Source organism: Blastococcus saxobsidens DD2, from assembly GCF_000284015.1.
In the GTDB taxonomy this organism is placed as follows: domain Bacteria; phylum Actinomycetota; class Actinomycetes; order Mycobacteriales; family Geodermatophilaceae; genus Blastococcus; species Blastococcus saxobsidens_A.
This window is the reverse complement of the sequence record NC_016943.1, coordinates 628,914-652,605: the sequence shown is the minus strand read 5'-3', so window position 1 is coordinate 652,605 and position 23,692 is coordinate 628,914. Positions and strand designations below refer to the sequence as shown.

Here is a 23,692-nt window from a genome sequence, read left to right as displayed (position 1 = left end):
GGCTGCCCGGGCCAGGAGCCGGCTCGCGCCGGCACGCAGCGTGCGGTGTCATCAGGTCATGAGCGAGCGCAACGGGGTGGCCGAGCCGCCCACGGGTGTCGGCCTGGAGCAGCTGCGCACCGCGGCCGCGGGCTGCCGGGCGTGCGAGTTGTGGGAGGACACCACCCAGACCGTCTTCGGCGAGGGTCCCGAGACGGCCCGGATCGTGTTCGTGGGCGAGCAGCCCGGCGACCAGGAGGACCGGAAGGGCGAGCCGTTCGTCGGCCCGGCCGGCCGGCTGCTGGACAAGGCGCTCGACGAGGCCGGGATCGACCGGGCCGAGACCTACGTGACCAACGCCGTGAAGCACTTCGGGCACCTCACCAAGGGCAAGCGGCGCATCCACCAGACACCGGGTGCGGAGCACCTGCGCGCCTGCCGGCCGTGGCTGGCGGCGGAGTTCGCCGTCCTGCAACCCGAGGTGGTCGTGGCGCTCGGCGCGACGGCGGCCAAGTCGCTGATCTCGCCGTCGTTCCGCATCACCCGCGAGCACGGGCAGCTCCTGCCCTGGAGCCCGCCCGGCGCCAGCGGGCCGACGGAGGACGACGACGAGGACGCGCCGCACCAGACCTGGATCCTCGCGACCACCCACCCCTCGGCGATCCTGCGCACCCCCGACGAGGCCCGGGACGCCGCCTACGGCGCCCTGGTCGCCGACCTGAGGGTGGTGGCCGGCGCCCTGGCCTAGCGTGCCGCCGAGCGGGACGCGCGGAAGAACCAGAACGAGGGCACGAGCAGCGCGACGGCGACCATGGCCAGCACGACCACGACGCCGCCGGACGCCATGGCGAAGGTGACCCCGGCGGCACTGGCCAGCCCGCCGGCGCGCAGGTCGCCGAGCCGCGGACCGCCGGTGACCACGACGATGAAGACCCCCTGCATCCGGCCCCGCATCTCCTCCGGCGCCGCCAGCTGCAGCATGGACGACCGCAGCACCGCGCTCACCATGTCCCCCGCCCCCGCGACGGCCAGGCACAGGACGGCCAGCCACAGCGTCGGGGCGTAGCCGAAGCCGATGATCGCCACGCCCCAGACGGCGATCGAGACGATCACCACCGCGCCCTGCCGGTCGACCTTCGAGACCCAGCCGGAGGTCAGGCCCATCGCCAGCGCGCCGATCGAGATGCCGGCGAACAGCCAGCCCAGCGCGTTCGGCGATCCCTCGAACCGGGTCTCGGACAGCTCGGGGAACACCGCCTGCGGCCAGGCGAACATCATCGCGATGATGTCGACGACGAACGTCATGAGCAGCACCGGCTGGGTGCGCAGGAAGGCGAAGCCCTCCCACACCCCCTGCAGGGTCGCCCGCAGCCGCAGCGGGCCGGCCTCCCGCCCGGGCGGCAGCGGCGGCAGCCCCCGCAGCAGCAGCACGGCGACGAGGAACCCGACGGCGTCGATGGCGTAGGCGGTGAACAGCGAGCCGAGCCCGATCAGCAGGCCGGCCACCAGCGGGCCCACGATGACGCCGATCTGGCGGACGGTCATGGCCAGCGCGTTGGCCGCCGGCACGCCGGCCGGCCCCACCAGCGCCGGGATGACGGCGTAGCGCGCCGGGGAGTTGACGGCGGTGAAGGCGGAGACCGCGGCGGTCAGCACCCACAGCAGGGCGAGGTTCCCGCCCCCGGGCAGCAGCGCCTGCGCCGCGAGCAGGGCGCTGGTGACCGCGGCGCCGATCGAGGTGACCACCAGCAGCCGGCGACGGTCCATGGCGTCGGCGATCGCCCCGCCGAGCAGCCCGAAGACGATCAGCGGGACCAGCGCGACCATCGAGGTGATGCCGACCATGAACGAGGACCCGGTCAGCGCGTAGACCTGGAACGGGACGGCCACCAGCGTCATCTGCTGGCCGATGGTGGTGGTGGCGATGCCCCAGAACAGCCGCCGGTAGCCGGCATCGCGCAACGGCGTGGTGTCGAGAGTCCAGCCCCGCCGGCGCACCCGCTCCGGAACGGGCTCCTGGACCGGCGCGCCACCCTCCGCGGGGTCGACCGGCTGGGTCATGGCGTCACCGGTTCGCTCCCGCGGGCCGCTCCGCTCCTCGCTCGTTCCTCGCTGCGATGCTCACGCCCCTGTCCGCTCACGGCGCCAGCCGCTGGACGACCCAGCCCCCGCCCTCGGCCTCGTCGAGGACGAAGCGCAGCCGGTCGTGCAGCCGGTCGCCACCGCCCTGCCAGAACTCCACCCGCTCCGGGACGACGCGGTAACCGCCCCACGCCGGCGGCCGGGGCAGCGGTCCCTCGTCGCTCTGCTCGTCGAGCGACCGGACCCGCTCCGCCAGCTCGTCGCGGGAGTCGACGACGGTCGACTGGACCGACGCCGCGGCCGCCAGCTGGGCCCCCCGGGGACGCGGGTCCCACAGCGCGTCGGACGCCGCGTCGCCGACCCGCTCCACCCGGCCGGCCGCCCGCACCTGCCGCTGCATCGGGTGCCACGGGAAGACCAGCGCCACCCGGGGGTTCACCGCGAGCTGCGCGCCCTTGGCGGAGGCGTAGCTGGTCGCGAAGACGAAGCCGGAGGCGTCGTACCCCTTCATGAGCACGATCCGCGCATCGGGCGCGCCGTCGGCGTCGGCGGTCGCCACCACGACCGCGTTGGGCTCGGGCAGCTCCGCGGCGACGGCGTCGGCGAACCAGCGGTCGAACTGCTCGACCCACGTGGCGGCGAGGTCCTCCTCGCCGAGCCGGCCGGCGCGGTAGTCGGTCCGCATGCGGGAGACGTCGGGCACGGCGCCATGCTGACACCCCCCGGGACCGGCGGCTCGGGAGGGCCGCCGCACGGCCCCCCGTGTGCCGCGAGCGTGCCGACGGCCTAGGGTCGGCAGGAAATCGTGCGCCCCCACCCGGGCGTATGCAGGTCCGCGCGCAGAGGAGCATGCGAGATGGCCGACGACTTCGTACCCGGGCTGGAAGGCGTCATCGCCTTCGAGACCGAGATCGCCGAACCCGACAAGGACGGCGGTGCGCTCCGCTATCGCGGCGTCGACATCGAGGACCTCGTCGGCAAGGTGACCTTCGGCAACGTCTGGGCCCTGCTGGTCGACGGGAAGTTCGGCCCGGGCCTGCCCCCGGCCGAGCCGTTCCCGATCCCGGTGCACAGCGGCGACGTACGGGTCGACGTGCAGGCCGCGCTGGCGATGCTGGCGCCGTTCTGGGGCTACCGCCCGCTGCTGGACATCGACAGCGAGACGGCCCGGGAGCAGCTGGCCCGCGCCGCGGTCATGGCGCTGTCCTACGTCGCGCAGTCCGCCCGCGGCATCGGCACCCCTGCCGTGCCCCAGGCCCGGATCGACGAGGCCGACACCATCGTCGAGCGGTTCATGGTCCGCTGGCGCGGCGAACCCGACCCCCGCCACGTCGCCGCCGTCGACGCCTACTGGACGTCGGCCGCCGAGCACGGCATGAACGCCTCCACGTTCACCGCCCGCGTCATCGCCTCCACCGGGGCCGACGTCGCCGCCGCCATGTCCGGCGCAATCGGCGCGATGTCCGGCCCCCTGCACGGCGGCGCCCCCTCCCGGGTGCTGCACATGCTCGACGACGTCGAGAAGACCGGCGACGCCGAGAAGTACGTGAAGGACCTCCTCGACCGCAAGGAGCGGTTGATGGGCTTCGGCCACCGGGTCTACCGCGCCGAGGACCCCCGGGCCCGCGTGCTGCGCCGTTCGGCCGAGGAACTGGGCGCCCCGCGCTTCGAGGCCGCCCTCGCCCTGGAGAACGCCGCCCTCAAGGAGCTGCGCGAGCGGCGTCCCGACCGGCCGGTCGAGACCAACGTGGAGTTCTGGGCGGCGATCGTCCTCGACTTCGCCGAGGTCCCGAGCCACATGTTCACCTCGATGTTCACCTGCGCCCGCACCGCCGGCTGGTGCGCGCACATCCTCGAGCAGAAGAACACCGGCCGCCTCGTGCGCCCGTCGGCCCGCTACATCGGCCCCGAGCCCCGCAAGCCCGAGCACGTCGAGGGCTGGGACACCATCAACCACCAGGCCGCCGCGCTCTGAGAGCCCCCGTCCGGCGACGACGGCCCGGTCGCGATCCGCGGTCCGGGCCGTCGTCGTCGGACGCCCCGCCGCGACCCACGTGCACCGGAAGGCTTCCCACGGATGAGCATCACCATCCCCGCCCAGCTCCTGCCTGCCGACGGCCGGTTCGGGTGCGGTCCGTCCAAGGTGCGCCCCGAGGCGCTGCGGGCCCTGGCCGGTGAGGGCGTGGCGCTCATGGGGACCTCCCACCGCCAGGCGCCGGTGAAGCAGCTGGTCGGCCGGGTGCGCGCGGGCCTTCGGGAACTGTTCGACCTGCCGGACGGCTACGAGGTGGTGCTGGGCAACGGCGGCACGACGGCCTTCTGGGACGCCGCACTGTTCGGCCTGATCCGTGACCGTGCCGCCTTCGGCACCTACGGGGAGTTCTCCGCCAAGTTCGCCTCCGCCGCCAAGGAGGCCCCGTTCCTCCGGGACCCGGTGATCGTGACGGCCGAGCCGGGGTCGCTCGTCCTGCCTCCTCCCACCGACGGCGTCGACGCGTACGGCTGGGCGCACAACGAGACCTCCACGGGCGTGATGGCCCCCGTCATCCGGCCCTCGGGCACCGAGGACGCCCTCGTCCTCATCGACGCCACCAGCGGCGCCGGGGGCCTGCCGGTCGACGTCTCGCATACCGACGTCTACTACTTCGCGCCGCAGAAGTCCTTCGCCTCCGACGGCGGACTGTGGGTGGCCGTGATGAGCGCCGACGCCCTGCAGCGGATCGCCGAGATCAAGGCCTCGGGACGCTGGATCCCCGGTTTCCTCGACCTGTCGATCGCCGTCGACAACTCGGCCAAGGACCAGACCTACAACACCCCCGCCGTCGCCACCCTCTTCCTGCTCGCCGAGCAGATCGACTGGATGCTCTCGCTCGGTGGCCTGTCCGGCGCCGTCGGCCGCAGCCACGAGTCCTCGTCCCGGCTCTACGGCTGGGCGGAGAAGTCGCCCTACGCGACCCCGTTCGTGGCCGACCCCGACCACCGCAGCTACGTCGTGGGCACCGTCGACTTCGCCGACTCGGTGGACGCCGCCGCGCTGGCGACGACGCTGCGCGCCAACGGCGTGATCGACGTGGAGCCCTACCGCAAGCTGGGCCGCAACCAGCTGCGCGTGGGCATGTTCCCCGCCGTCGACCCCGACGACGTGACCGCGCTGACCGCCTGCGTCGACTACGTGGTGGAGCGCCTCTGACCCGCCTGCTCAGCTGTCGCACGCAACTGGTCGCTGGAGGTGGTCGTGGATCCTGGTCCGTCGTCGGGTCCCGGCGGCAGCGACCTGTTCGCGGCCGGTGGTGAGGTCGGCCGGATCATGGCCGCGTTCGACTGGGCGAAGACGCCGGTCGGTCCCGTGCAGGGGTGGCCGGCCAGTCTGCGCTTCGCCGTACGGACGGTCCTGGTCTCGAAGTTCCCCATGGTGCTCACCTGGGGGCCGGAGCACCTGCAGTTCTACAACGACGCCTACGCACCGCTGATCGGCGCGAAGCACCCGGCGATCGGCGAGGACATCCGGCAGACCCTCGCCGAGGGGTGGGATGCGCTCGGCCCACCCATCGAGCGCGCGATGGCCACCCTCGAGGCCTCCTGGCTGCCGGGCCTGCTCCTGCTCCTCGAGCGCGCCGGGTACCGCGAGGAGACCTACTTCACCGTCTCCCACGCCCCGGCGTTCGGCGACGACGGCCGGGTGGCCGGTATGCACGCCGTCTGCACGGAGGTCACCGGCGAGCTGCTCGCCGCCCGTCGCCAGCAGCTGCTGCACGAACTGTCCACCGTCGGTGCCCAGCTGGGTGACGAGGACGAGACGGTCACGGCGATGTGCTCGGCCCTGGCCGGCGACCTCCTCGACGTGCCCTTCGCCGCCGTCTACCTCTCGACCGAGAACGGGACGTACCGGCGGGTGGCGACCATGGGCGTCGACGCCGGCCTGCTCCCCGAGCAGACCGACGGCGCCACTCTCGTACCGGCGCCGGACTCCCTGGGGGTCACCGGGGGGCCCTGGGGCGATCCGGTCACCGAGGCGGTCGTCCTCCCGCTGACCGCCGGCCAGGACGGGGAGCCGGTGGGCCTGCTGGTCGCCGGCACGTCGCCGAACCGTGCCCTCGATGCGGAGTACCGCACCTTCCACGAGCTCGTGGCCGGGCAGTTCGCCGGGGCGGTGGTGAACATCCGGGCATTCCGCACCGAGCGGCAGCGGGCGGAGTCCCTGGCCGAGCTGGACCGCGCGAAGACCACCTTCTTCTCCGACGTCAGCCACGAGCTGCGCACGCCGCTGGCCCTGCTCCTGGGGCCGATCGGCGACGTCCTGGAGAACCGGGCCCAACCGCTGCCCGCCGACGTGCGCGACCAGCTGGAACTGGCCATGCGCAACGGGCAGCGCCTGCAGCGGCTGGTCAACGACCTGCTCGACTTCGCCAGCATCGAGGCCGGGCGGGCGACCCCGGTCCGGGTGGAGACCGACCTCGCCGCCTTCACCGCCGAGCTGGCGGGCGTCTTCCGCTCGGCCACGGAGCGGGCCGGGCTCCGGCTCACGGTCGACTGCCCTCCGCTGGACCGGCCGGCCTACGTCGATCCCCGCATGTGGGAGAAGGTCGTCGTCAACCTGCTCGCCAACGCGGTGAAGTACACCTTCGTCGGCTCCATCGACGTGGCCCTCCGGGCCGACGGGGACCGCCTCCTGCTCACCGTCGCCGATACCGGCGTGGGCATCGTGGCCGATGAGCTGCCGCACCTGTTCCAGCGGTTCCACCGCGTTCCCGGCTCCACCGCGCGCACCCGCGAGGGGGCCGGCATCGGCCTGGCGCTCGTGCAGGAACTCGTCGGGCTGCACGAGGGCACGGTCACGGTCACCAGCGAGCCCGGCTCGGGCAGCACGTTCGCCGTCGCCATCCCCTTCGGCCGGCCCGACGCCGCACCGACCGGCGCGGCCCTGGCACCGTCGGAGGCGGCGCGCGGTGAGGCGGCGAGCTGGGAGGAGGAGACCTCCCGGCCCGCCGGCGGGGCTCCCGGCGGCGCGGGCGCGGCGACCGTCCTGGTCGTCGACGACAACGCCGACATGCGCGCGTACCTCACCCGGCTGCTCGGCCCGCACTGGACCGTGCGGACCGCCGCCAACGGCGAGGAGGCGCTCGCCGCGGTGGCCGAGCGGGCGCCGGACCTGGTGCTGACCGATGTGATGATGCCGCGCATCGATGGCTTCGAGCTGCTCCGCCGGCTGCGCGCGGATCCGGCCACCCGGGGCATCCCGGTGATCATGCTCACCGCCCGCGCCGGGCAGGAAGCCTCCGTCGAGGGCCTCGAGGTGGGCGCCGACGACTACCTGGCCAAGCCGTTCCGGTCCGCAGAACTGCTCGCCCGGGTGCGCGTCGTCCTCGAGCGCTCGACCGGCCGCGCCGCGGCACCCACCGCGGCCCCCGCAGCCGCCGCAGCCGCCGCAGCCGCCGACCATGGCGAGACCCGGCGGCCGGAACCCACCGCGCCGCCGCCGGGCACGCCCGTCCAGCGTCCCGAGCCGATCCCGGCGCCGCGCACCTCCGTCCCGCCCGTCGGCCGGCCGGCGGACCGCCGCGACGAGCGCTGGCGGCTGCCCTCGGAGCTGTCCTCGATCCCGGCGGTGCGCCGCCGGCTGCGCCGGTTCCTCACCGACACCGGCATCGACGAGGACCAGGCCTACGACCTGCTGCTGGCCGCCTGCGAGGCCACCAGCAACGCCATCGAGCACGCCCAGGAACCCACCGAACCGTTCGTCGAGGTGACCGCCTGCGCCGGGGCCGGCCAGGTGGAGATCACCGTCCGGGACCACGGCCAGTGGCGGGAGCGGGTGCCCAGCATGGACCGCGGGCGGGGCTCGACGCTCATGAGCGCGTTCGCCGAGGTGACGGCCATCCCCAGCCCGGAGGGCACCACGGTCCGGATCCTGGCCACGATCTCCGCCGGCTGACCCGCCCCGGTCAGCGGAGCAGCCAGGTGTCCTTGCTGCCGCCCCCGGGCACGCCCACGCGGACCGGCGCCGCCTCGGGCGCCACCCGCGTCAGCGCCACCGGCAGCGTGGTCGTCGTCGTTCCCGCCACGGAGAACACCCGCAGGTCCACCGGCCGGGGCCGGAGCACGCCGTCGACCAGGGTGGGTGCGGTGGAGGGCTCCACCGGCTCCCGGGCCACGAACCGGTGCGGGGCCGCGGCGATCTCCTCGCGCAGGGCGGCCAGCTCGGCGGCGGAGCAGGCCGGGCCGTGGACGACGCCGCGCCCGCCGTACCCGGCGACCTCCTGCACTTCCAGCTCGTGCAGCCGGTCCCGGACGGCGGCCCACGCGGACGGGTCCGCCAGCACCCAGGTCCGCGCCGAGTCCAGCAGCGGCTCCTCCCCCAGGTAGAAGCGGATCATCGCCGGCACCCACGCGTAGCCGGCGGCGTCGTCGGCGATGCCGTTCCCGGGCACGTTGGCCAGCCCGAGCCGGCCGGCGCGGACCGCCTCGGTGAGCCCCGACTCGAGCGGGAGTCCGACGCCGGTCGGATAGGCGCCGAGCAGCGCGTCGTCGAAGCGGCGGTACAGCACGTCCACCGGCAGCCGCCCGCCGTCGACGGCCACCTCCACCCCCCCGTCGCCGCGCGGCCACAGGTCACCGGCCCGCACCAGCGGGGCACCGAGCGCCTCGGCCAGCACCTGGTGCTCGAACCACGCGCCGTCGCTCTCCCCCTGGGTGAGCACCGCGATCCGCGGGGCACCCGTGCACGCCGGGGGCGCGGCGGCGGCCAGCGCGCCGCGCAGCAGCGGCACGGCGTCCGCGGGGTCGACGAGCCGGCTGCCGAGCCCGGCGAACAGCTCCGGGGTGGCCGCCCGGGCGCTCTCCCGGTCGGCCAGCGCGTAGCCGATGCCCGACGGCACCTGCAGGGCGTCCCGCGTGACCAGCCACCGGCCGTCGGCGCCGCGTACGACGTCGGCGGCCGCGACGGTCGCCCGCGGCTGGCCGGGCCAGGCGCGGGGGACCGGACCCGGATCGCGACCGGGGCCGTGCGCGGCGGGCCAGTCGGGGACCATCCCGGCCCGGACGATCTCCGCCGCGCGGTCGGGGTCGCCGCGCCGCCGTCCGGCCGGCCGGTAGACGTCGGCGAGGAAGGCGTTGAGCGCGCGGTGCCGCTGCGCGACGCCGCCCGACAGCGCCGCCCACGTGCCGGCGTCCAGCACCCGGGGCACGGGATCCAGTGGGACCGGGCGCAGCTCCTGGCGGCCGTCCACCCAGGCGGAGACCGCGACACCGCGCTCCCGCCGCCGGGCGCCGAGATCCGCGGCGGCCGCGACCAGGCCGGCGGACCCCAGCCGCTCCAGGGCAGCGGCCATCCCCGCCCACCCGTTCCGCAGCCGGCCGTCCGGGCCGACGGCCTCGTCGACGCGGGTGGTGGGGTAGCCGGCGAACAGTTCCCCGTTCACAGCCACCGATCGAACCAGGCGGCGAGCCGCTCGCCCAGTTCCACCAGGTTGGCGCGCCCGACGATCGCGTGCCCCTCCCCGGGGAACAGCAGCAGGTCGGCGCGTGCGCCCCGGGCCTGCAGGGCCTGGTGGGCCTGCACGGATTCCGCGACGGGCACGTTGGTGTCGCGGTCCCCGTGGGCGAGGAGCACGGGGGCGGTGAGCCGGTCCAGCGCGGTCATCGGCGAGATCGCGGCCAGCAGGTCCCGGTCGGCGACGGGGTCGCCGTACTCGGTCACCGACGCCGCGGCCATCCACGGCTCGGTACCGGCGAAGAAGGTCCGCAGGTCGCTCATGCCCGCCAGGGAGGCACCGGCGGCGAACAGCTCCGGCCACCGGGTGAGCGCGACCAGCGCCAGGTAGCCGCCGTAGGACCAGCCGTGGGCACCGATCCGCCCGGGAGCCGCGATCCCGGCGGTCACCAGTTCGTCGACCGTCGTCCGGACGTCGGCGAAGGACGCCTCGCGCGCCGGGCCGTCGTCGGCGGTCATGAACGCGCGGCCGAACCCGCCCGAGCCCCGCACGTTGGGGGCGAAGACGGTGAGGCCCGCCGCCACCATGCACTGCACCATCGGTGTCCAGAGGGGGCGTTCCTGGCCCTCCGGTCCGCCGTGGAAGCTGACCACCGTCCGGTTGGGTCCGCGGGAACCAGGGGGGACGTAGAGCCAGCCCGACAGCCGGACGCCGTCAGGGGCGACGTAGTCGTGCCACGCCGGCTCGACCAGCCCCTGCGTCCCCGGCCGGGTCGGCGAGCACGCCAGCAGCTCGGGGACGCCGGCACCCTCCAGCGGCACCCGCCACAGCGCACGCGGCGCCCGCGGCCCGGTCAGCTCGGCGACCAGCGCCGCCCCGTCGGCCGTGGCGGCCCAGCCCGACAGCACCGGCTCCGGCAGCGGTACCCGCCGCACCACGGCGCCGTCGGAGAGCGCGTGTACCGACAGCTCGCTGACGCCGTCGACGGTCCAGACCGCCAGCACGGTCCCGTCGCCGCGCACCGCGTAGCCGTCCAGGTCGGCGTCGGCCCGGTACAGGGCCGTGCGCCCGCGCCCGGGGAGGCCGTCGCCGTCGACGGGTACGGCGACCAGGCCGGCGCGGTCCTCGCCGGGCCGGCCGGGCAGCGCGGCCCGCAGGTAGACCGTCCGCCCGTCGGCGGAGAACCGGCCGTCCTCCGAGGCGATGCCGCCCGGGACGTCCAGCGGGAGGACGCGTCGCTGCACGCCGGTGGGCACGTCGATCAGGACGACGTGCCGGTAGCCACGCGGGCCCCGCCGGGCCAGGACGGTACGGCGGTCGGCGGAGACGGCGGTGACCGAGAGGAACCCGCCGGACGCCAGGGTCCGGTGCGCACCGGAGACGACGTCGACGAGCACGACGTCCGCGTCGGGACCGTCGCCGGGCGCGATCGAGCAGGCGTAGTGGTGCGGGCCGGCCCAGGAGCCGGCGAAGACCGTGGTGCGCAGGTCCTGCCCGGCCAGCACCCGCCGGCCGGTGCCGTCCGGGCGGACGACGTGCAACTCGGCGCAGATGGAGCCACCGGGGCTGACCAGGTAGGCCAGCCAGGCGCCGTCGGGCGACCAGGAGACGGAGACGACCTCCTGGTCCGGGCCGGACAGCTCTGCAGGCGGCGTGCGGCCGTCGAGCGCGGCCACCTCCAGCCGCGGCAGCCCCGAGCGGTCGGTGACGTAGGCGATCCGGCGGCCGTCGGGCGACGGCGCGGGGCACCAGGCGGCTGCGGCGCCGGCGATCCCGGCGATGACCCGCCGGACGTGCGCCGGCAGCGCCTCCGGGGGCACGAGCGCATCCAGGGCGGAGAGCCCTGCGGGTGCCGTCCGCTGGTCGGTTCCGGGGCCGGCCATCGCACCTCCTCGGCTCGGTGGGTGCCTGTCGCGAGCCGTCCACCGTGGCGGGCGCGCGTTGCGGGCAGATGTCAGCGCTGTCATCGGCGGAGCACGGCCCCGACCGCACCCCTCGGCGGAGGGAGCCGGCGCATCCGGCCGCTCCGCGCCACGCCGGGTCGCCTGCGCGCGGGACCCCGTCGCCCCCGATAGCCTCGGGCACCGGACTCTCGTCCGGATCCGCCGCGCCGGTTGCAGGAGGTCGCCCCATGCGCACGCTGCGCCTCGTGGCGCTCTCCGACGACGGGAAGAGCCTCGTCCTCACCGCGGAGGGACCCGACACCGACGGCGGCGAGCGGTTCGAGCTGCCCATCGACGACCGCGTGCGTGCGGCCGCCCGGGGAGACGCCCGCCGGCTCACGCAGATCGACGTGGACCTCGGCACCGAACTGCCACCCCGGGTGATCCAGTCCCGCATCCGGTCCGGCGAGACCCCCGAGCAGGTCGCCGCCGCCACCGGCGCCCGGGTCGAGCGGATCATGCGGTTCGCCCACCCCGTGCTCCAGGAGCGCGAGCGCGTCGCGGGCCAGGCCCGCGAGGCCCGCGTGCGGCTCACCGAGGGCGCGCCCGGCGCGGTCCTGCAGCAGTTCATGGTCGAGCGGCTGCGGCTCATCGACACCGACATCGACGCGGTGCAGTGGGACGCGTTCCGTGGCGAGGACGGCGCCTGGGTGGTCACGGGAGCCTGGCGCGCGGGAGCCAAGTCCGGCATCGCCCGCTGGACCTACGACCTGCCCTCCCGCACGGTCACCCCGGCCGACGCCGCCACCGCGGACTTCGCCGAGGGCACCCGCCTGGTGCGGGTGGTCCCGGAGGTGCCGGCCGGCCCACCGGTCTCCCCCGCGCCCCGCAGCCGGCCGGTCTCGGTCGTCCGCACCCCGGAGCCCAGCCCCGTCCCGCCGCCGGTGCGCGTGGAGGACGAGCACGTCCGCGACGTGCACGCGCCCGACGGCTCGCCGGCGGACGAGGACGCGATCACCGCCCTCCTGGACGAGGTCGCCGACCACGACACCGTCGTCCTCGGCCGGAACGGCGACGGTCCGGACGACGAGGACCCGCGCGCCCGCATCCCGGCGTGGGAGGACATCGTCTTCGGGGTCCGCCGCAACCGCTGAGCAGGTCCCCCGCTGGCAGCCGGGGTGGAACATGGCGCCCGTCCGGGTAGTTGACCGGGCATGAGTGCTTCTGTGTCGATGCCGCTGGGCGGCGTCCAGGTGGGTTCCTACGACAGCTACGAGCAGGCGCAGGCCGCGGTCGACTACCTGTCCGACGAGAAGTTCGCGGTCGAGAACGTCACGATCATCGGTACCGACCTGCGGATGGTCGAGACCGTGACCGGCCGGATGACCATGGGCCGGGCGCTCGCCGCCGGCGCCGCCGCCGGTGCCTGGTGGGGTCTGTTCGTCGGGCTCCTGCTCGGCATCTTCGCTCCCGACGGCAGCAACTGGATCGGGTCGGTGGTGACCGGCCTGCTGATCGGTGTCGCCTTCGGTGCGGCCTTCGGCGGGATGGGCTACGCGGCCACCCGCGGCAAGCGGGACTTCACCAGCACCAGCAAGATCACGGCCAGCCGGTACGACATCATGTGCCACCCCGCGCACGCCGAGCAGGCCCGCGAGATGCTGGCCCGCTTCTCCCTGCGCAGCTAACCCGAGCGCAGGGCGGCGAAGGCGACCGCCGCGGCGGCGGCCACCCCGAGGGAGTCCACGCCCGCCCGCATCGGGATGCGGGCCCGCACCCGCGCGGTCCGCTGCGCCTCGGGAGTGAGCCCCGGCCCCTCCGCGCCGAGCAGCACGGCGGTGCGCGGGTGTGCGCGCGGATCGACGTCGGCCAGGCCGACGGCGTCGGCCGCGGGGGTGAGCGCGACGGTCAGGTAGCCGGCGTCGTGCAGCCGCTCGAGGCCGGCCGGCCACTCGGGCAGCACGGCGAACGGCAACGACAGCACGTGCCCCATCGAGACCCGGACCGACCGCCGGTAGAGCGGGTCGGCGCAGCGCGGGTCCAGCAGCAGGCCGTCGACTCCCAGCGCCACCGCCGAACGGGCGATCGAGCCCAGGTTCTCCGCGTCGTTGAGGGCCTCGAGGACGGCGAGCCGCCGGGGTGCCGCCGGCTCGGGGCCGGCCAGGAGCTCGTCCAGGTCCGCCGGCGGCCTGCGGTCGGCCGAGGCGACGACGCCGCGGGTGAGCCGGAACCCGATGACCTCCGAGAGCACCCACTTGTCGGCCTCGTAGGCCGGGACGTCGTCGGGCAGGCCGAGCGCCGCCACCCGGCCGGGGACGCCGAAGACCGCCCGCACCCGGTACGGGGAGGCGAGCAGCCGCTGCACCGCCGGCACGCCCTCCACGATCACCGGCCCGGTGCCGCGCTCCCGGCCCGGCGGGCGGTCACCGGCCGTGAGGTCGCGGAAGTCCTCGACCCGCGGGTCGGCAGGGTCGGTGATCAGGACGGGGAGGGGCACGCTGCCCGATTCTGCCCGCCGCCGAGGGCGGCGAACTCCGTTGACGGCGCTCGGCTAACTCACCTAGCGTTGAGTTCGTCGGCCGTCGAGTTCTGGAGGGCGCGTCATGGACGCCGTCACCGTCACCGCTCTCGTCGTCGACCGGGGGCGCCGCCGCGTGCTCCCCGGGCTGTCCTGCCGCGTCCCGGCGGGCCGGGTCACCGGCCTGCTCGGCCCCAGCGGCAGCGGGAAGACCACCCTGCTGCGGGCCGTCGTCGGCGTCCAGAAGGTGCGCTCCGGCACCGTCACGGTCCTCGGGGAGCCGGCCGGCTCCCCCGGTCTGCGCCGCCGCGTCGGGTACGTCACGCAGGCGCCGAGCGTCTACGCCGACCTCACCGTGCGCGAGAACGCCCGCTACTTCGCCGCCCTCCACGGGGCCGGCGCGCGGCAGGCGGACGCCGCCGTCGCCGACGTGGGGCTGGCCGACGCCGCCGGCCAGCTGGTCGCCGACCTCTCCGGGGGTCAGCGGGGCCGGGCCTCGCTGGCCTGCGCCCTGGTCGGCCGGCCGGAGCTGCTGGTCCTCGACGAGCCGACGGTCGGCCTGGACCCGGTGCTGCGGGCCGAGCTCTGGGCGAGGTTCCACGCCCTGGCCACCGCCGGGACCACGCTGATCGTGTCCAGCCACGTCATGGACGAGGCCGGTCGCTGCGACCGGCTGCTGCTGCTCCGCGACGGCGAACTGCTCGCCGACTCCACACCGGAGCAGCTGCGCGCCGACGGCCGCTCCGACGACCTCGAGCAGGCGTTCCTCACGCTCGTCCGCGCCCGTGAGGAGGTAGGCGTGAGCGGACAGGGACGTGGGCATCGCAGCGAGGAACGAGCGAGGAGCGGTGCGTTCCGCGGCAGCGAACAGGAGGCACGGGCGTGACCGCCGCGGTCAGCCCCCGCCTGACGGCCGTCACCGGGGGCCGCGTGCTCCGCCAGCTGCGGCACGACCACCGCACCCTCGCGATGCTGCTGGTGCTCCCGAGCCTGCTGCTGGGCCTGCTCCACCTGCTCTGGCAGGACGTGCCCACCGTCCCGGGTCAGCCTCCCGTGTTCGACCGGGTGGGCCTTCCCATGCTCGGCATCTTCCCGTTCGTGGTCATGTTCCTGGTGACCAGCATCGCCATGCTGCGGGAGCGCACCTCCGGCACGCTCGAACGGCTGCTCACCACGCCACTGGCCCGGCTGGACCTGCTGCTCGGCTACGGGCTGGCCTTCGGCCTGGCGGCGGCCCTGCAGGCGGGCATCACCGTGGGGGTGGCGACGACCCTCTACGACCTGGACGTCGCCGGGTCGGTCGGCCTGGTGGTGCTCATCGCCGTGGTCGACGCCGTGCTCGGGGTGGCCCTGGGGCTGCTGGCCAGCGCCTTCGCCCGCAGCGAGTTCCAGGCGGTGCAGTTCATGCCGGTGATCGTGCTGCCGCAGTTCTTCCTCTGCGGGCTGCTGGTCCCCCGCGAGCAGATGGCCGGCTGGCTGCAGGCGATCAGCGACGTGCTCCCCCTCACCTACGCGGTCGAGGCCCTGCAGGAGGTGGGGCGCTCCCCGGCGGCGACCGGCACGATGTGGGTCGACGTCGGCATCGTGGCCGGCGTCGCCCTGCTCGCCCTCGCCCTGGCGGCGGCGACCCTGCGGAGGAGGACCAGCTGAGCAGCCCGCGACCGGCTCGGCGTCCGGGACGGCGCCCGGGCAACCCCGGCACCCGGGACGCGGTCCTCGCCGCCGCACGGGAGGCGTTCGCCGCGCGGGGGTTCGACGGGGCCACGATCCGGCAGATCGCCGGCGCAGCCGAGGTCGATCCGGCGCTGGTGCACCACTACTTCGGCAGCAAGGACCAGCTGTTCCTGGCCGCGATCGAGGCACCGGCCGACCCGGCGGACTTCCTGCCCGAGGTGCTCGCGGGCGGCCGGGACCAGCTGGGCGAGAACGTCGTCCGGATGCTGCTGCGCGTCTGGGACGGTCCGGCCCGCAGCGCCGGATTGGCGCTGGTCCGCTCCGCCGTCGGCAACGAGTGGACGGCGAAGCTGCTGCGCGAGTTCCTGGTGACCCAGGTGCTGCGGCGGGTCGTCGGCACGCTGGACCTGCCGGCGCACGAGCGCGCCGCCCGCGGGGCCCTGGTCGCCGGCCAGCTGGTCGGGGTGGTCATCACCCGGTACGTCCTGCGCCTGGAGCCGCTCGCCTCGGCGTCCCCGGAGTCCCTGGTCGCCGCGGTCGGCCCCACCGTCCAGCACTACCTGACCGGCGAGGTGGACCTGCCCCGCCGGTGACTCAGCGGGGAGCGCGGGCCAGCTGACGGCTCTGCGCGACCAGCCGCCCGGTGGAGTCCCAGATCCGGTACTCCTCGTCGAGCCAGCCACCGGCGATCTCGGTGGCCCGCGCCTCGGCCAGGCACCACCCGGGAGCCGGCAGGGCCCGCACCAGCACCTGGAGCTGGACGGTCGGCGCCCAGCCCATCAGCCCCATCGACCAGCTCGTCGGGGGAAGCACGTCGGCGAAGAGCAGCAGCGCCAGCGGATCGGGGTCCCGGCCGTCGGCGAGCCGCAGATAGGCCCGCATGACCGGCTCACCCGACGGAGTGCCCAGCGCCCATCCGGCGGTCGCCGGGTCCAGTCGGGTCTCCACCCGGTGCCGCAGCCCCACCGCGGGGACGGGGTGGCCACCCATGTCGGCGCCGGGCTGCGCGCCGAGGCATTCCTCGACGGGGGGCACCTCGGGCGCGGGCGAGGAGTGCACCGGCGCCTCGCCGGAGAGCGTCGCCGTCGTCACCTGCACGCTCAGCGTCGGCCCCTCGGCGCCGCTGAGGACGACGGCCGTGTGCGCGAGGGTGCGCCCGGCCGGTCCCGGCGTGACGGCCAGGGTCGCCGGCCCGGGAGGCGTCGCGCGCAGATAGCTCGCCGACACCGCCACCGGGTGCGGATGCGGGCTGTCGGCGACGGCCACCCGCGCGGCGACGGCGAGCAGGTACCCACCGTTGAGGATCCCGCTGCCCACGTCCCAGCCCGGCTGGAGGTCGGCGACGTACCCGCCGGCCTCGGCGCGGTGGACCGTCGTCGCGCGGTCGAACTCGGAGTCGGCTGTGGTGAGCTGATCGTCCTGCGGCACGCCCCTCAGAGTGCCAGGGTGCATGTCGTGGAGTACACGCACCTGGGCCGCAGCGGCCTGTCCGTCTCTCGGCTCTGCCTGGGCACCATGAACTTCGGCTGGAAGACCGAGGAGGCCGACTCGCACACCCTGATGGATCGGGCGCTGGAGGAGGGCGTCAACTTCTTCGACACCGCGAACGTCTACGGGTTCGACGCCGGCAAGGGCCGGACCGAGGAGGTGCTCGGCACCTGGTTCGCGCAGGGCGGGGAGCGCCGGGAGAGGACCGTGCTGGCCACCAAGGTCTACGGCGGGATGTCCGACTGGCCCAACGACACCTTCCTGTCCGCCCGGAACATCGTGCGGGCCTGCGAGGGCTCGTTGCGCCGGATGGGCACCGACTGGATCGACCTCTACCAGTTCCACCACGTCGACCTGCGCACGCCGTGGGAGGAGATCTGGCAGGCCTGCGAGACGCTCGTGGCCCAGGGCAAGGTGCTCTACGTCGGCTCCTCCAACCACGCCGCGTGGCAGATCGTGCAGGGCAACGCGGTGGCGGCGAGCCGGAACTTCACCGGCCTGGTCAGCGAGCAGTCGCACTACAACCTGCTCACCCGGCACGTCGAGCTGGAGGTGCTGCCGGCCGCCCGGCACACCGGGGTCGGCATCCTGCCGTGGAGCCCGCTGGCCGGCGGGCTGCTCGCCGGCGTGCTGGAGACCGCCGAGGGCAGCCGCCGCACCGCGGAACGCCAGCAGCGGCGGATCGAGGAGCACCGTCCCGCACTCGAGGCGTACGAGGCGCTCTGCCGGGAGCTCGGCCACCCGCCGGCCGACGTCGGGCTGGCGTGGCTGCTGCACCAGCCGGCGGTGACCGCCCCGATCGTGGGTCCGCGCACGATGGCGCAGTTCCAGGGTGCCCTCCACGCCCTCGAGGTCCGGCTGGACGACGCCGCACTGGCCCGGCTGGACGGAATCTTCCCGGGCTACCGGCCGGCCCCGATGGAGTACGCCTGGTAGCTCAGCCGACCGGCCACGCGGAGAGGGTCACGTAGCGGGCGTCGGCGCCCAGCCGGCTCCGCTCCAGCCGCAGCTCGGCCACCGGCCAGTCGGGGCCCCGGTAACCGGCCAGCCGGTCGGTCAGCGTCCCGTCGGCCGGCCGGCCGGGTCGCCAGCGGCCGAGGGTGAGGTGCGGGCGGAACGGGCGGTCCTCGACCGGGAGCCCCAGTCCGCGGGCGGCGGCGGTCAGCCGGGCCGCGAGCCCGGTCAGTGGGCCGACGTCCCCGTCGACCCCCGCCCACGCCACCTGCGGCCGGCGGGCCGGGCCGAACCGCCCTCCCCCGGCCAGCCGCAGCGTCATGGCCGGGGTGTCCGCGGCGGCGGGCCCGGTCGCGGCCACGAGGTCGGGCACCACCGGGTCGGGCACCTGCCCGAGGAACAGCAGCGTCAGGTGCCACCGTCCGGGACGGTTCCACCGGGGTGCGCCGGGAACGTCGCGCAGCGGCGCCAGGGCGGCGTCCAGGTCGCGGCGGGCCTGCTCCGGCGGGACGACGGCGAAGAACAGCCGGCCGGCGCTCAGCCGTCCACCCGCAGCCCCGCCGCGCGCAGTGCGGAGATCACCCGGAGCCGCTCGACCTCCCGGGCCCGGCCCTCGGGGACGGCGGTCAACCCGCAGCCCACCCCCACCATGCCCGCGGCCTCGGCCAGCACGTCGTCGTAGGCGGCCAACAGCGCACGCCGCCGGACCATCGGCGACCCGGCCGGCACGAACGCCGTCTGGCGGGCGAGCCGGCGCAGGTCGGCGGCGACCACCTGCAGCGGCCGGGCCTGCGGGGCGGGATGACGGGCGGCGCGGCGGCGGGCGGCCCAGTCCTCCAGCCGGCGGGTCAGCGGCCCGGCGAAGGCCACCAGCGCGGCGAAGGCAGCGAGCAGCGCGATCAGCTGGATCAATGCGGTGGCCATGTCCGCCCCCTGGGCACGTGCGACGACCGGTGCGACCCGACGGTACGCGCGTCCGGGGCGGCGCGAGTCACACCGACTGCTGACCCGGCGCCTTCTCCGAGAGCTTCTCCTCGGCCGCCCGCACCTGTGCCGAGGGCACCCCGGCGGCGCCGTCACCGATGCGGAGGCGGGCCCGCAGCGGCGTCCGCTGCAGCTTCACCCGCACCGGCCGGTCATGCGCCAGCCAGACCGCCGCCCCGAGCCCCGCGACGACGCAGATCCCCCCGCCGAGGATCAGCCCCCAGGGCGCACCGAAGTGCTCGGAGATCCAGCCCACCAGCGGCGCCCCGACCGGCGTGCCGCCCATGAAGCACATGAAGTACAGGGCCATGACCCGGCCGCGCATCTGCGGGTCGACACCCAACTGCACGAAGCTGTTGGTCGCCACGCTGAACAGGAGCGCGGCCGCGCCGGTGGGCACGAGCAGCAGCGCGAAGCTCGCGTAGCTCGGCATCAGCCCGGAGACGACGGTGAGCACGCCGAACAGCACGGCCGAGCCGACCAGGAACCGCTGCCGGGGCCGGACGCTGCGCCGGGTGGACAGCAGCGCACCGGTCAGCGAGCCGACGGCGAAGGCCGTGGAGAGCAGCCCGAATGCCGCGGCGCCCAGCTCGAAGGTCTCCCGGGCCATCAGCGCGATGGTCACCTGGTAGTTGAAGCCGAAGGTGCCGATGACGAACGCCAGACCCATGGCCAGCAGCAGATCGGGGTGCGCCCACGTGTACGCCAGTCCGGCGCGCAGCTGCCCCTTGCCGCGGGCGACCGGTGGGCTGGGCAGCAGCTCGTCGGCGCGCATGCCCGCCAACGCCACGATGGTGAAGGCGAAGCTCGCCGCGTTGATGAAGAAGGTCGGCGCGGTGTCGCCCGACGCCGCCGCGATCAGCAGCCCGGCCAGCGCCGGCCCGACCAGCCGGGCGCCGTTGAAGATCGTCGAGTTGAGGCTGACGGCGTTGGTGAGCAGCGCGGGCCCGACCATCTCCGAGACGAACGCCTGCCGCACCGGCACGTCGACGGCCGACACCGACCCCAGCGCCCCGGCGAGCACGAACACGTGCCAGAGCTCGACCCTGCCGGTCGCGACCAGCACCCCGAGGACCAGGGAGAGCAACCCCATGAGGGCCTGGCTGACCAGCAGCAGCCGGCGCTTGGCGTAGCGGTCGGCCAGGACGCCGCCGTACATGCTCAGCAGCAGCGAGGGCCCGAACTGCAGCGCGGTGATCAGCCCGAGCGCGACGCCGTTGTCGTCGGACAGCTGCAGCACCAGCCAGTCCTGGCCGATGCGCTGGATCCAGGTGCCGGTGAGGCTGAGCAGGTTGGCCGAGGCGTAGCGGCGGAAGTTGCGCACCCGCAGCGCCCGGAACATGCCGCTCCCCTGCTCGGACGACGTCCGCTGGTCAGTGTTCGTGCAGGTCACCCACTGGCGAGCTTGTCCATGATCCCGGCGGCCTCGCGCAGCACCGCCCGCTCCTCGGCGGTGAGCTCCTGGAGCCGGCCGGCCAGCCAGGCCTCGCGTGCCTGGGCCTCGGCCGCCAGCATCTCTTCCGCCGCCGACGTCAGGCCGATGATCACCTGACGGCCGTCGGTGGGGTGCGGGGTGCGGGTGACCAGCCCGGCTGCCTCGAGCGCGACCACGACCCGCGTCATCGACGGCGGCTGCACCCGCTCGTGGCCGGCCAGCTCACCCGGGCTCATCGGACCGTGCCGCTTCAGCGTCGACAGGGCGGCGAGGTGGGTGAGCGTCACCGAGGTGTCCACCCGCTGGTTGCGCAGCCGCCGCGAGAACCGCATGACCGCCAGCCGCAGCTCGTGCGCGAGCGCAGCGGTGTCCAGCGTCGTCCGGCCCACGGTGATCAGCGTAACCACCCAGGTGTCCCCCGTTCGGCCCGTCCGCTGTCAGAACAGCTGCTGCAGCGGCTCCAGGGCGAAGTAGACGACGAAGAGGATCGCGATCACCCACATCAGCGGGTGCACGTCGCGACGCCGGCCGGTCGCCAGGCGCAGCAGCACGAAGCTGACCACGCCGGCCCCGATGCCGTTGGTGATCGAGTAGGTGAACGGCATCAGTGCGATGGTCAGGAACGCGGGGATGACCAGGGACATGTCGTCCCAGGCCAGGTGCCTGATCTGGCTGATCATCAGTGCCCCGACGATGACCAGGGCAGGGGCGGCCGCCTCCGTGGGCACGACGGCCACCAGCGGGGTGAAGAACACCGCGACCAGGAACAGCAGCCCGGTCACGATGCTGGCCAGGCCGGTCCGCGCGCCGTCGGCCACACCGGCGGTGCTCTCGATGTAGGTGGTGTTCGACGAGACGCTGCCCGCGCCGCCCGCGGCGGCGGCGAGCGAGTCGACGAGCAGGACCGGCTGCGACCGGGGCAGGTTGCGCTTCTCGTCGAGGAGGTCGCCCTCGGCGCCGACAGCGGTCACCGTGCCGACGGTGTCGAAGAAGTCGGCGATCATGATCGCGAAGACGACCAGCAGCGCGGCGATGACACCGATCCGCTCGAAGGCCCCGAAGAGCGAGAAGTTGCCGAGCAGTGAGAAGTCCGGGACGCCGACGATGTCGCCGGGCAGCGCGGGCACCTGCAGCGCCCAGCCGCGGTCGTTCACCGCGCCGTCAGCACCGAAGCGCGGACCGATCTCGGCGATGGCCTCGACGACGATCGCGATCACCGTCGTCACCACGATGCCGATGAGCAGCGCCCCCTTGACCCGGCGGACCACCAGCACGCTGGTCAGCAGCAGGCCGACGACGAAGACGAGCATCGGCCAGCCGGCGAGCTGGCCGCCGACGCCGAAGGTGATCAGCGGGGTCCCCGGCCGGATGATCCCGGCGTCGGCCAGCCCGATGATGGTGAGGAAGAAGCCGATGCCGACGGCGATGGCGGTCTTCAGCTGGGGCGGGATCGCCTCGAAGACGGCCTTCCGGAAGCCGGTGAGCACCAGCACGGTGATGAGCAGACCCTCGAGCACGACCAGGCCCATGACCTCCGGCCAGGACAGCTGCGTGGCCGCGAAGACCGCGACGATCGCGTTGATCCCCAGCCCGGTGGCCAGCGCGAAGGGGTACCGGCCGACGACGCCCATGAGGATCGTCAGGGCGCCGGCGAGCAGCGCGGTGACGGCGGCGATCGAGCCGAACGGGAGCACCGTGCCCTCGACGTCGGCACCGGGCACGCCGTCGGGCCCCGCGATGCTCGTCAGGATGATCGGGTTGAGCACCACGATGTAGGCCATCGTGAAGAACGTGGTGAGCCCGCCGCGGACCTCACGGCTGACGGTCGACCGGCGGGCGCTGATCTCGAAGTACCGGTCCATGCCGTTCTTCGGCTTGACCCGGGGGCCCTCGCTGCGGCGTGGCGTGGTCGGGGGGGTGCCGGCCGAGACGTCGGCAGGGGTGTCGCCGGTGGCGGTGACGGAGGCACCCGCGGACGGGCGGGACTTGTCGGGCATGCGGTCTCCCGGTGACGAGGCTGCGGAACCTGGCGGGCGGCCCTGCCCGCGCCCGGCCGGTCGGGCGGCATCGAGCGGCGACAGCGTGCCACACGATCGTTGCGGTCTTGCAACAGCCGACCTCACCCCGCCGGAACCCTGACGCCCTAAGGTCGCGACGTGCCCCGCCCGACGAAGCAGGCCCCGCCGCCGCTGCAGGTGGACACCCTCCGGGTGGTCCTCGTCGGGATCGCCGTCTGGGCCGTGGCGCTGGTCGTGCTGCTGATCCTCGGCGACCGGGTCGACCGGATGTGGACCTGGACCTGCCTGGCCGCCATCGGGCTGGCCGGCCTCGGCATCTGGGTCATGCACGCCCAGGGGCAGCTGCGCCCCCGGGGCGACCGGACGCCGCCCCCGGCGACCGACGACGGAACCCCGGAGGGCTGAGCGGCCGCCTGGCTAGTCGCTGATGACGTCGTACTCGGAGGTGTCGTAGCGGGCGGAGGTGACCACCTCGGTCTCCTCGACCACCACGAGCGTCGCCTGGCTGTGCGCGCCGCACCCGTAGTCGGCGGTCACCACCCGGCCGTCGGCGGGGGCGTAGGCGTTGCCGCAGGCCCCCAGCACCTGCCGCAGCGAGCCGGCCAGCGGCAGGTAGAAGCCACAGGTCACGCAGGGGCCCGGCGCCTGCCGGGCCATCGGTGCGGACGGGCCGAAGTTCCCGGCGGTCCAGCGGGCCACCGCCGCCGAGCGGCCGTCGCGGGACATGACCCGCTCGCGGCCGAGCCCGATCTCGCGCGCGACGACGCGCCCTTCCGGATCGTCCGCGGCGTCATCGTCGACCGTGTACGCCGGGGCCAGGCGGGAGTCGTCCTCGGTGGCCGGCAGGACGTCGCCCACCGCCAGGTCCCCGGGGCGCAGCCGCTCGTGCCACGGCACCCAGGCCGGCGCGAGGAGCGCCTGCTCGCCGGGGAGCAGCACCACCTCGTCGACGGTGACGCCGTCCTCGCCGGGAACACGCGCGATCGTAACCGCCCAGTGCCAGCCGACGTAGCCGGGGAGGCGGCTGGCGAAGGTGTGCGTGAGCACCTCGCCCAGGCCGGCACCGACCTCGGCCTCGGCGACGGCGACCAGGTGGTCGCCCACCAGATCGGGGTCGCCGGCCGTCTCGACGGCGGCCGCGCGGGCCGGCTCGATCGCGGCGGTCAGCGGGTCGACCGCCGCAGAGGCGGGCCGGACGGCTGCGAGGGACTCGGACACGCCCCCCATTGTGGCGGACGACCGCTCGA

Annotated in this window: 23 protein-coding genes; 11 read left to right on the top strand and 12 right to left on the bottom strand. The window is 74.9% G+C overall.

From position 1 onward, the window contains the following. Positions 1 to 58: 58 nt before the first annotated feature. On the top strand, positions 59 to 727 hold the full coding sequence (locus BLASA_RS03070) for a UdgX family uracil-DNA binding protein (protein ID WP_014374542.1): 669 nt from the start codon (positions 59 to 61) through the stop codon (positions 725 to 727). Here BLASA_RS03070 and BLASA_RS03065 read toward each other — a convergent pair. Beyond that, positions 724 to 2,040, bottom strand: coding sequence for an MFS transporter (locus BLASA_RS03065; protein WP_014374541.1), 1,317 nt, complete (start codon positions 2,038 to 2,040; stop codon positions 724 to 726). The genes BLASA_RS03070 and BLASA_RS03065 overlap by 4 nt on opposite strands. Positions 2,041 to 2,116: 76 nt before the next feature. Next, positions 2,117 to 2,764 carry a pyridoxamine 5'-phosphate oxidase gene (gene pdxH, locus BLASA_RS03060; RefSeq protein ID WP_014374540.1) on the bottom strand — a complete coding sequence of 216 codons (648 nt, stop codon included), beginning with the start codon at positions 2,762 to 2,764 and terminating at the stop codon, positions 2,117 to 2,119. Positions 2,765 to 2,917: 153 nt separating this feature from the next. On the opposite strand from pdxH, the gene BLASA_RS03055 reads away from it, so the two are divergent. The 3 genes from BLASA_RS03055 (at position 2,918) to BLASA_RS03045 (ending at position 7,993) form a co-directional block, all read left to right on the top strand. Further along, positions 2,918 to 4,036, top strand: coding sequence for a citrate synthase 2 (locus BLASA_RS03055; protein WP_014374539.1), 1,119 nt, complete (start codon positions 2,918 to 2,920; stop codon positions 4,034 to 4,036). 102 nt (positions 4,037 to 4,138) lie between these two features. Beyond that, on the top strand, positions 4,139 to 5,251 hold the full coding sequence (gene serC, locus BLASA_RS03050; protein ID WP_014374538.1) for a phosphoserine transaminase: 1,113 nt from the start codon (positions 4,139 to 4,141) through the stop codon (positions 5,249 to 5,251). A gap of 45 nt (positions 5,252 to 5,296) precedes the next feature. Continuing rightward, the gene (locus tag BLASA_RS03045) at positions 5,297 to 7,993 is read left to right on the top strand and encodes an ATP-binding protein (RefSeq protein WP_231839540.1); all 2,697 of its coding nucleotides are present in this window, start codon (positions 5,297 to 5,299) and stop codon (positions 7,991 to 7,993) included. Between the two features lie 10 nt (positions 7,994 to 8,003). On the opposite strand, the gene BLASA_RS03040 is transcribed toward BLASA_RS03045, so the two are convergent. Both BLASA_RS03040 and BLASA_RS03035 read right to left on the bottom strand, forming a co-directional pair. Beyond that, a complete protein-coding gene (locus tag BLASA_RS03040; RefSeq protein WP_231839539.1) occupies positions 8,004 to 9,485 on the bottom strand; it encodes a circularly permuted type 2 ATP-grasp protein in 1,482 nt (493 codons plus the stop codon). Next, positions 9,476 to 11,374 (bottom strand): prolyl oligopeptidase family serine peptidase, encoded by a 1,899-nt coding sequence (locus BLASA_RS03035; RefSeq protein ID WP_014374535.1) that lies wholly within the window; start codon positions 11,372 to 11,374, stop codon positions 9,476 to 9,478. Before BLASA_RS03035 ends, BLASA_RS03040 begins: the two co-directional genes overlap by 10 nt. 248 nt (positions 11,375 to 11,622) lie before the next feature. Here BLASA_RS03035 and sepH point away from each other — a divergent pair, with 248 nt between their 5' ends. Beyond that, positions 11,623 to 12,528, top strand: a complete 906-nt coding sequence (sepH, locus tag BLASA_RS03030; RefSeq protein WP_014374534.1) for a septation protein SepH — start codon at positions 11,623 to 11,625, stop codon at positions 12,526 to 12,528. A 60-nt stretch (positions 12,529 to 12,588) separates the two neighbouring features. Continuing rightward, positions 12,589 to 13,062, top strand: a complete 474-nt coding sequence (locus BLASA_RS03025; protein WP_041775577.1) for a general stress protein — start codon at positions 12,589 to 12,591, stop codon at positions 13,060 to 13,062. Here the strand turns inward: BLASA_RS03025 and BLASA_RS03020 are convergent. Next, positions 13,059 to 13,871, bottom strand: a complete 813-nt coding sequence (locus tag BLASA_RS03020) for a TrmH family RNA methyltransferase (protein WP_014374532.1) — start codon at positions 13,869 to 13,871, stop codon at positions 13,059 to 13,061. The two genes, BLASA_RS03025 and BLASA_RS03020, sit on opposite strands and share 4 nt — an antisense overlap. 106 nt (positions 13,872 to 13,977) lie before the next feature. Here BLASA_RS03020 and BLASA_RS03015 point away from each other — a divergent pair, with 106 nt between their 5' ends. From BLASA_RS03015 to BLASA_RS03005, 3 genes are read left to right on the top strand one after another with little or no spacing between them, the layout of a single operon-like run. After that, on the top strand, positions 13,978 to 14,778 hold the full coding sequence (locus BLASA_RS03015) for an ABC transporter ATP-binding protein (RefSeq protein ID WP_014374531.1): 801 nt from the start codon (positions 13,978 to 13,980) through the stop codon (positions 14,776 to 14,778). Then, positions 14,775 to 15,542 carry an ABC transporter permease gene (locus BLASA_RS03010; protein ID WP_014374530.1) on the top strand — a complete coding sequence of 256 codons (768 nt, stop codon included), beginning with the start codon at positions 14,775 to 14,777 and terminating at the stop codon, positions 15,540 to 15,542. The genes BLASA_RS03015 and BLASA_RS03010 overlap by 4 nt, the downstream gene beginning before the upstream one ends. Then, positions 15,458 to 16,159, top strand: coding sequence for a TetR family transcriptional regulator (locus BLASA_RS03005; RefSeq protein WP_269446687.1), 702 nt, complete (start codon positions 15,458 to 15,460; stop codon positions 16,157 to 16,159). Before BLASA_RS03010 ends, BLASA_RS03005 begins: the two co-directional genes overlap by 85 nt. Position 16,160: 1 nt before the next feature. Here BLASA_RS03005 and BLASA_RS03000 read toward each other — a convergent pair whose 3' ends face one another. Beyond that, positions 16,161 to 16,994, bottom strand: coding sequence for an acyl-CoA thioesterase (locus tag BLASA_RS03000; RefSeq protein ID WP_014374529.1), 834 nt, complete (start codon positions 16,992 to 16,994; stop codon positions 16,161 to 16,163). A 27-nt stretch (positions 16,995 to 17,021) separates the two neighbouring features. Here BLASA_RS03000 and BLASA_RS02995 point away from each other — a divergent pair, with 27 nt between their 5' ends. Continuing rightward, complete coding sequence (locus BLASA_RS02995) at positions 17,022 to 17,990, top strand: aldo/keto reductase (RefSeq protein ID WP_014374528.1); 969 nt, start codon at positions 17,022 to 17,024, stop codon at positions 17,988 to 17,990. Position 17,991: 1 nt separating this feature from the next. Here BLASA_RS02995 and thpR read toward each other — a convergent pair whose 3' ends face one another. The 5 genes from thpR to BLASA_RS02970 all read right to left on the bottom strand — a co-directional run bounded on the left by thpR (position 17,992) and on the right by BLASA_RS02970 (position 22,424). After that, on the bottom strand, positions 17,992 to 18,534 hold the full coding sequence (gene thpR, locus BLASA_RS02990; protein WP_085972499.1) for an RNA 2',3'-cyclic phosphodiesterase: 543 nt from the start codon (positions 18,532 to 18,534) through the stop codon (positions 17,992 to 17,994). Positions 18,535 to 18,545: 11 nt separating this feature from the next. Next, positions 18,546 to 18,932: a hypothetical protein gene (locus tag BLASA_RS02985; protein WP_014374526.1), complete on the bottom strand. Its 387-nt coding sequence runs from the start codon at positions 18,930 to 18,932 to the stop codon at positions 18,546 to 18,548. 67 nt (positions 18,933 to 18,999) lie between these two features. After that, positions 19,000 to 20,334, bottom strand: a complete 1,335-nt coding sequence (locus BLASA_RS02980; RefSeq protein ID WP_014374525.1) for an MFS transporter — start codon at positions 20,332 to 20,334, stop codon at positions 19,000 to 19,002. Between the two features lie 47 nt (positions 20,335 to 20,381). Continuing rightward, positions 20,382 to 20,816 carry a MarR family winged helix-turn-helix transcriptional regulator gene (locus tag BLASA_RS02975; protein ID WP_014374524.1) on the bottom strand — a complete coding sequence of 145 codons (435 nt, stop codon included), beginning with the start codon at positions 20,814 to 20,816 and terminating at the stop codon, positions 20,382 to 20,384. Between the two features lie 48 nt (positions 20,817 to 20,864). After that, the gene (locus BLASA_RS02970; protein ID WP_014374523.1) at positions 20,865 to 22,424 is read right to left on the bottom strand and encodes an NCS2 family permease; all 1,560 of its coding nucleotides are present in this window, start codon (positions 22,422 to 22,424) and stop codon (positions 20,865 to 20,867) included. Between the two features lie 159 nt (positions 22,425 to 22,583). On the opposite strand from BLASA_RS02970, the gene BLASA_RS02965 reads away from it, so the two are divergent. Continuing rightward, positions 22,584 to 22,850 (top strand): DUF2530 domain-containing protein, encoded by a 267-nt coding sequence (locus BLASA_RS02965; RefSeq protein WP_014374522.1) that lies wholly within the window; start codon positions 22,584 to 22,586, stop codon positions 22,848 to 22,850. A gap of 12 nt (positions 22,851 to 22,862) precedes the next feature. Here the strand turns inward: BLASA_RS02965 and BLASA_RS02960 are convergent, their stop codons facing one another. Next, complete coding sequence (locus BLASA_RS02960; protein WP_051004786.1) at positions 22,863 to 23,672, bottom strand: DUF3027 domain-containing protein; 810 nt, start codon at positions 23,670 to 23,672, stop codon at positions 22,863 to 22,865. Between the last annotated feature and the right edge of the window lie 20 nt (positions 23,673 to 23,692).

Excerpts from the sequence above, each read along its gene's own strand:
- BLASA_RS02980 (WP_014374525.1), bottom strand. The coding sequence starts at position 20,334 with ATGTTCCGGGCGCTGCGGGTGCGCAACTTCCGCCGCTACGCCTCGGCC.
- serC (WP_014374538.1), top strand. The coding sequence starts at position 4,139 with ATGAGCATCACCATCCCCGCCCAGCTCCTGCCTGCCGACGGCCGGTTC.
- BLASA_RS02970 (WP_014374523.1), bottom strand. The coding sequence starts at position 22,424 with ATGCCCGACAAGTCCCGCCCGTCCGCGGGTGCCTCCGTCACCGCCACC.
- BLASA_RS02985 (WP_014374526.1), bottom strand. The coding sequence starts at position 18,932 with ATGGCCACCGCATTGATCCAGCTGATCGCGCTGCTCGCTGCCTTCGCC.
- BLASA_RS02960 (WP_051004786.1), bottom strand. The coding sequence starts at position 23,672 with ATGGGGGGCGTGTCCGAGTCCCTCGCAGCCGTCCGGCCCGCCTCTGCG.
- sepH (WP_014374534.1), top strand. The coding sequence starts at position 11,623 with ATGCGCACGCTGCGCCTCGTGGCGCTCTCCGACGACGGGAAGAGCCTC.
- BLASA_RS03025 (WP_041775577.1), top strand. The coding sequence starts at position 12,589 with ATGAGTGCTTCTGTGTCGATGCCGCTGGGCGGCGTCCAGGTGGGTTCC.
- BLASA_RS03065 (WP_014374541.1), bottom strand. The coding sequence starts at position 2,040 with ATGACCCAGCCGGTCGACCCCGCGGAGGGTGGCGCGCCGGTCCAGGAG.
- BLASA_RS03015 (WP_014374531.1), top strand. The coding sequence starts at position 13,978 with ATGGACGCCGTCACCGTCACCGCTCTCGTCGTCGACCGGGGGCGCCGC.
- BLASA_RS03035 (WP_014374535.1), bottom strand. The coding sequence starts at position 11,374 with ATGGCCGGCCCCGGAACCGACCAGCGGACGGCACCCGCAGGGCTCTCC.
- BLASA_RS03055 (WP_014374539.1), top strand. The coding sequence starts at position 2,918 with ATGGCCGACGACTTCGTACCCGGGCTGGAAGGCGTCATCGCCTTCGAG.
- BLASA_RS03070 (WP_014374542.1), top strand. The coding sequence starts at position 59 with ATGAGCGAGCGCAACGGGGTGGCCGAGCCGCCCACGGGTGTCGGCCTG.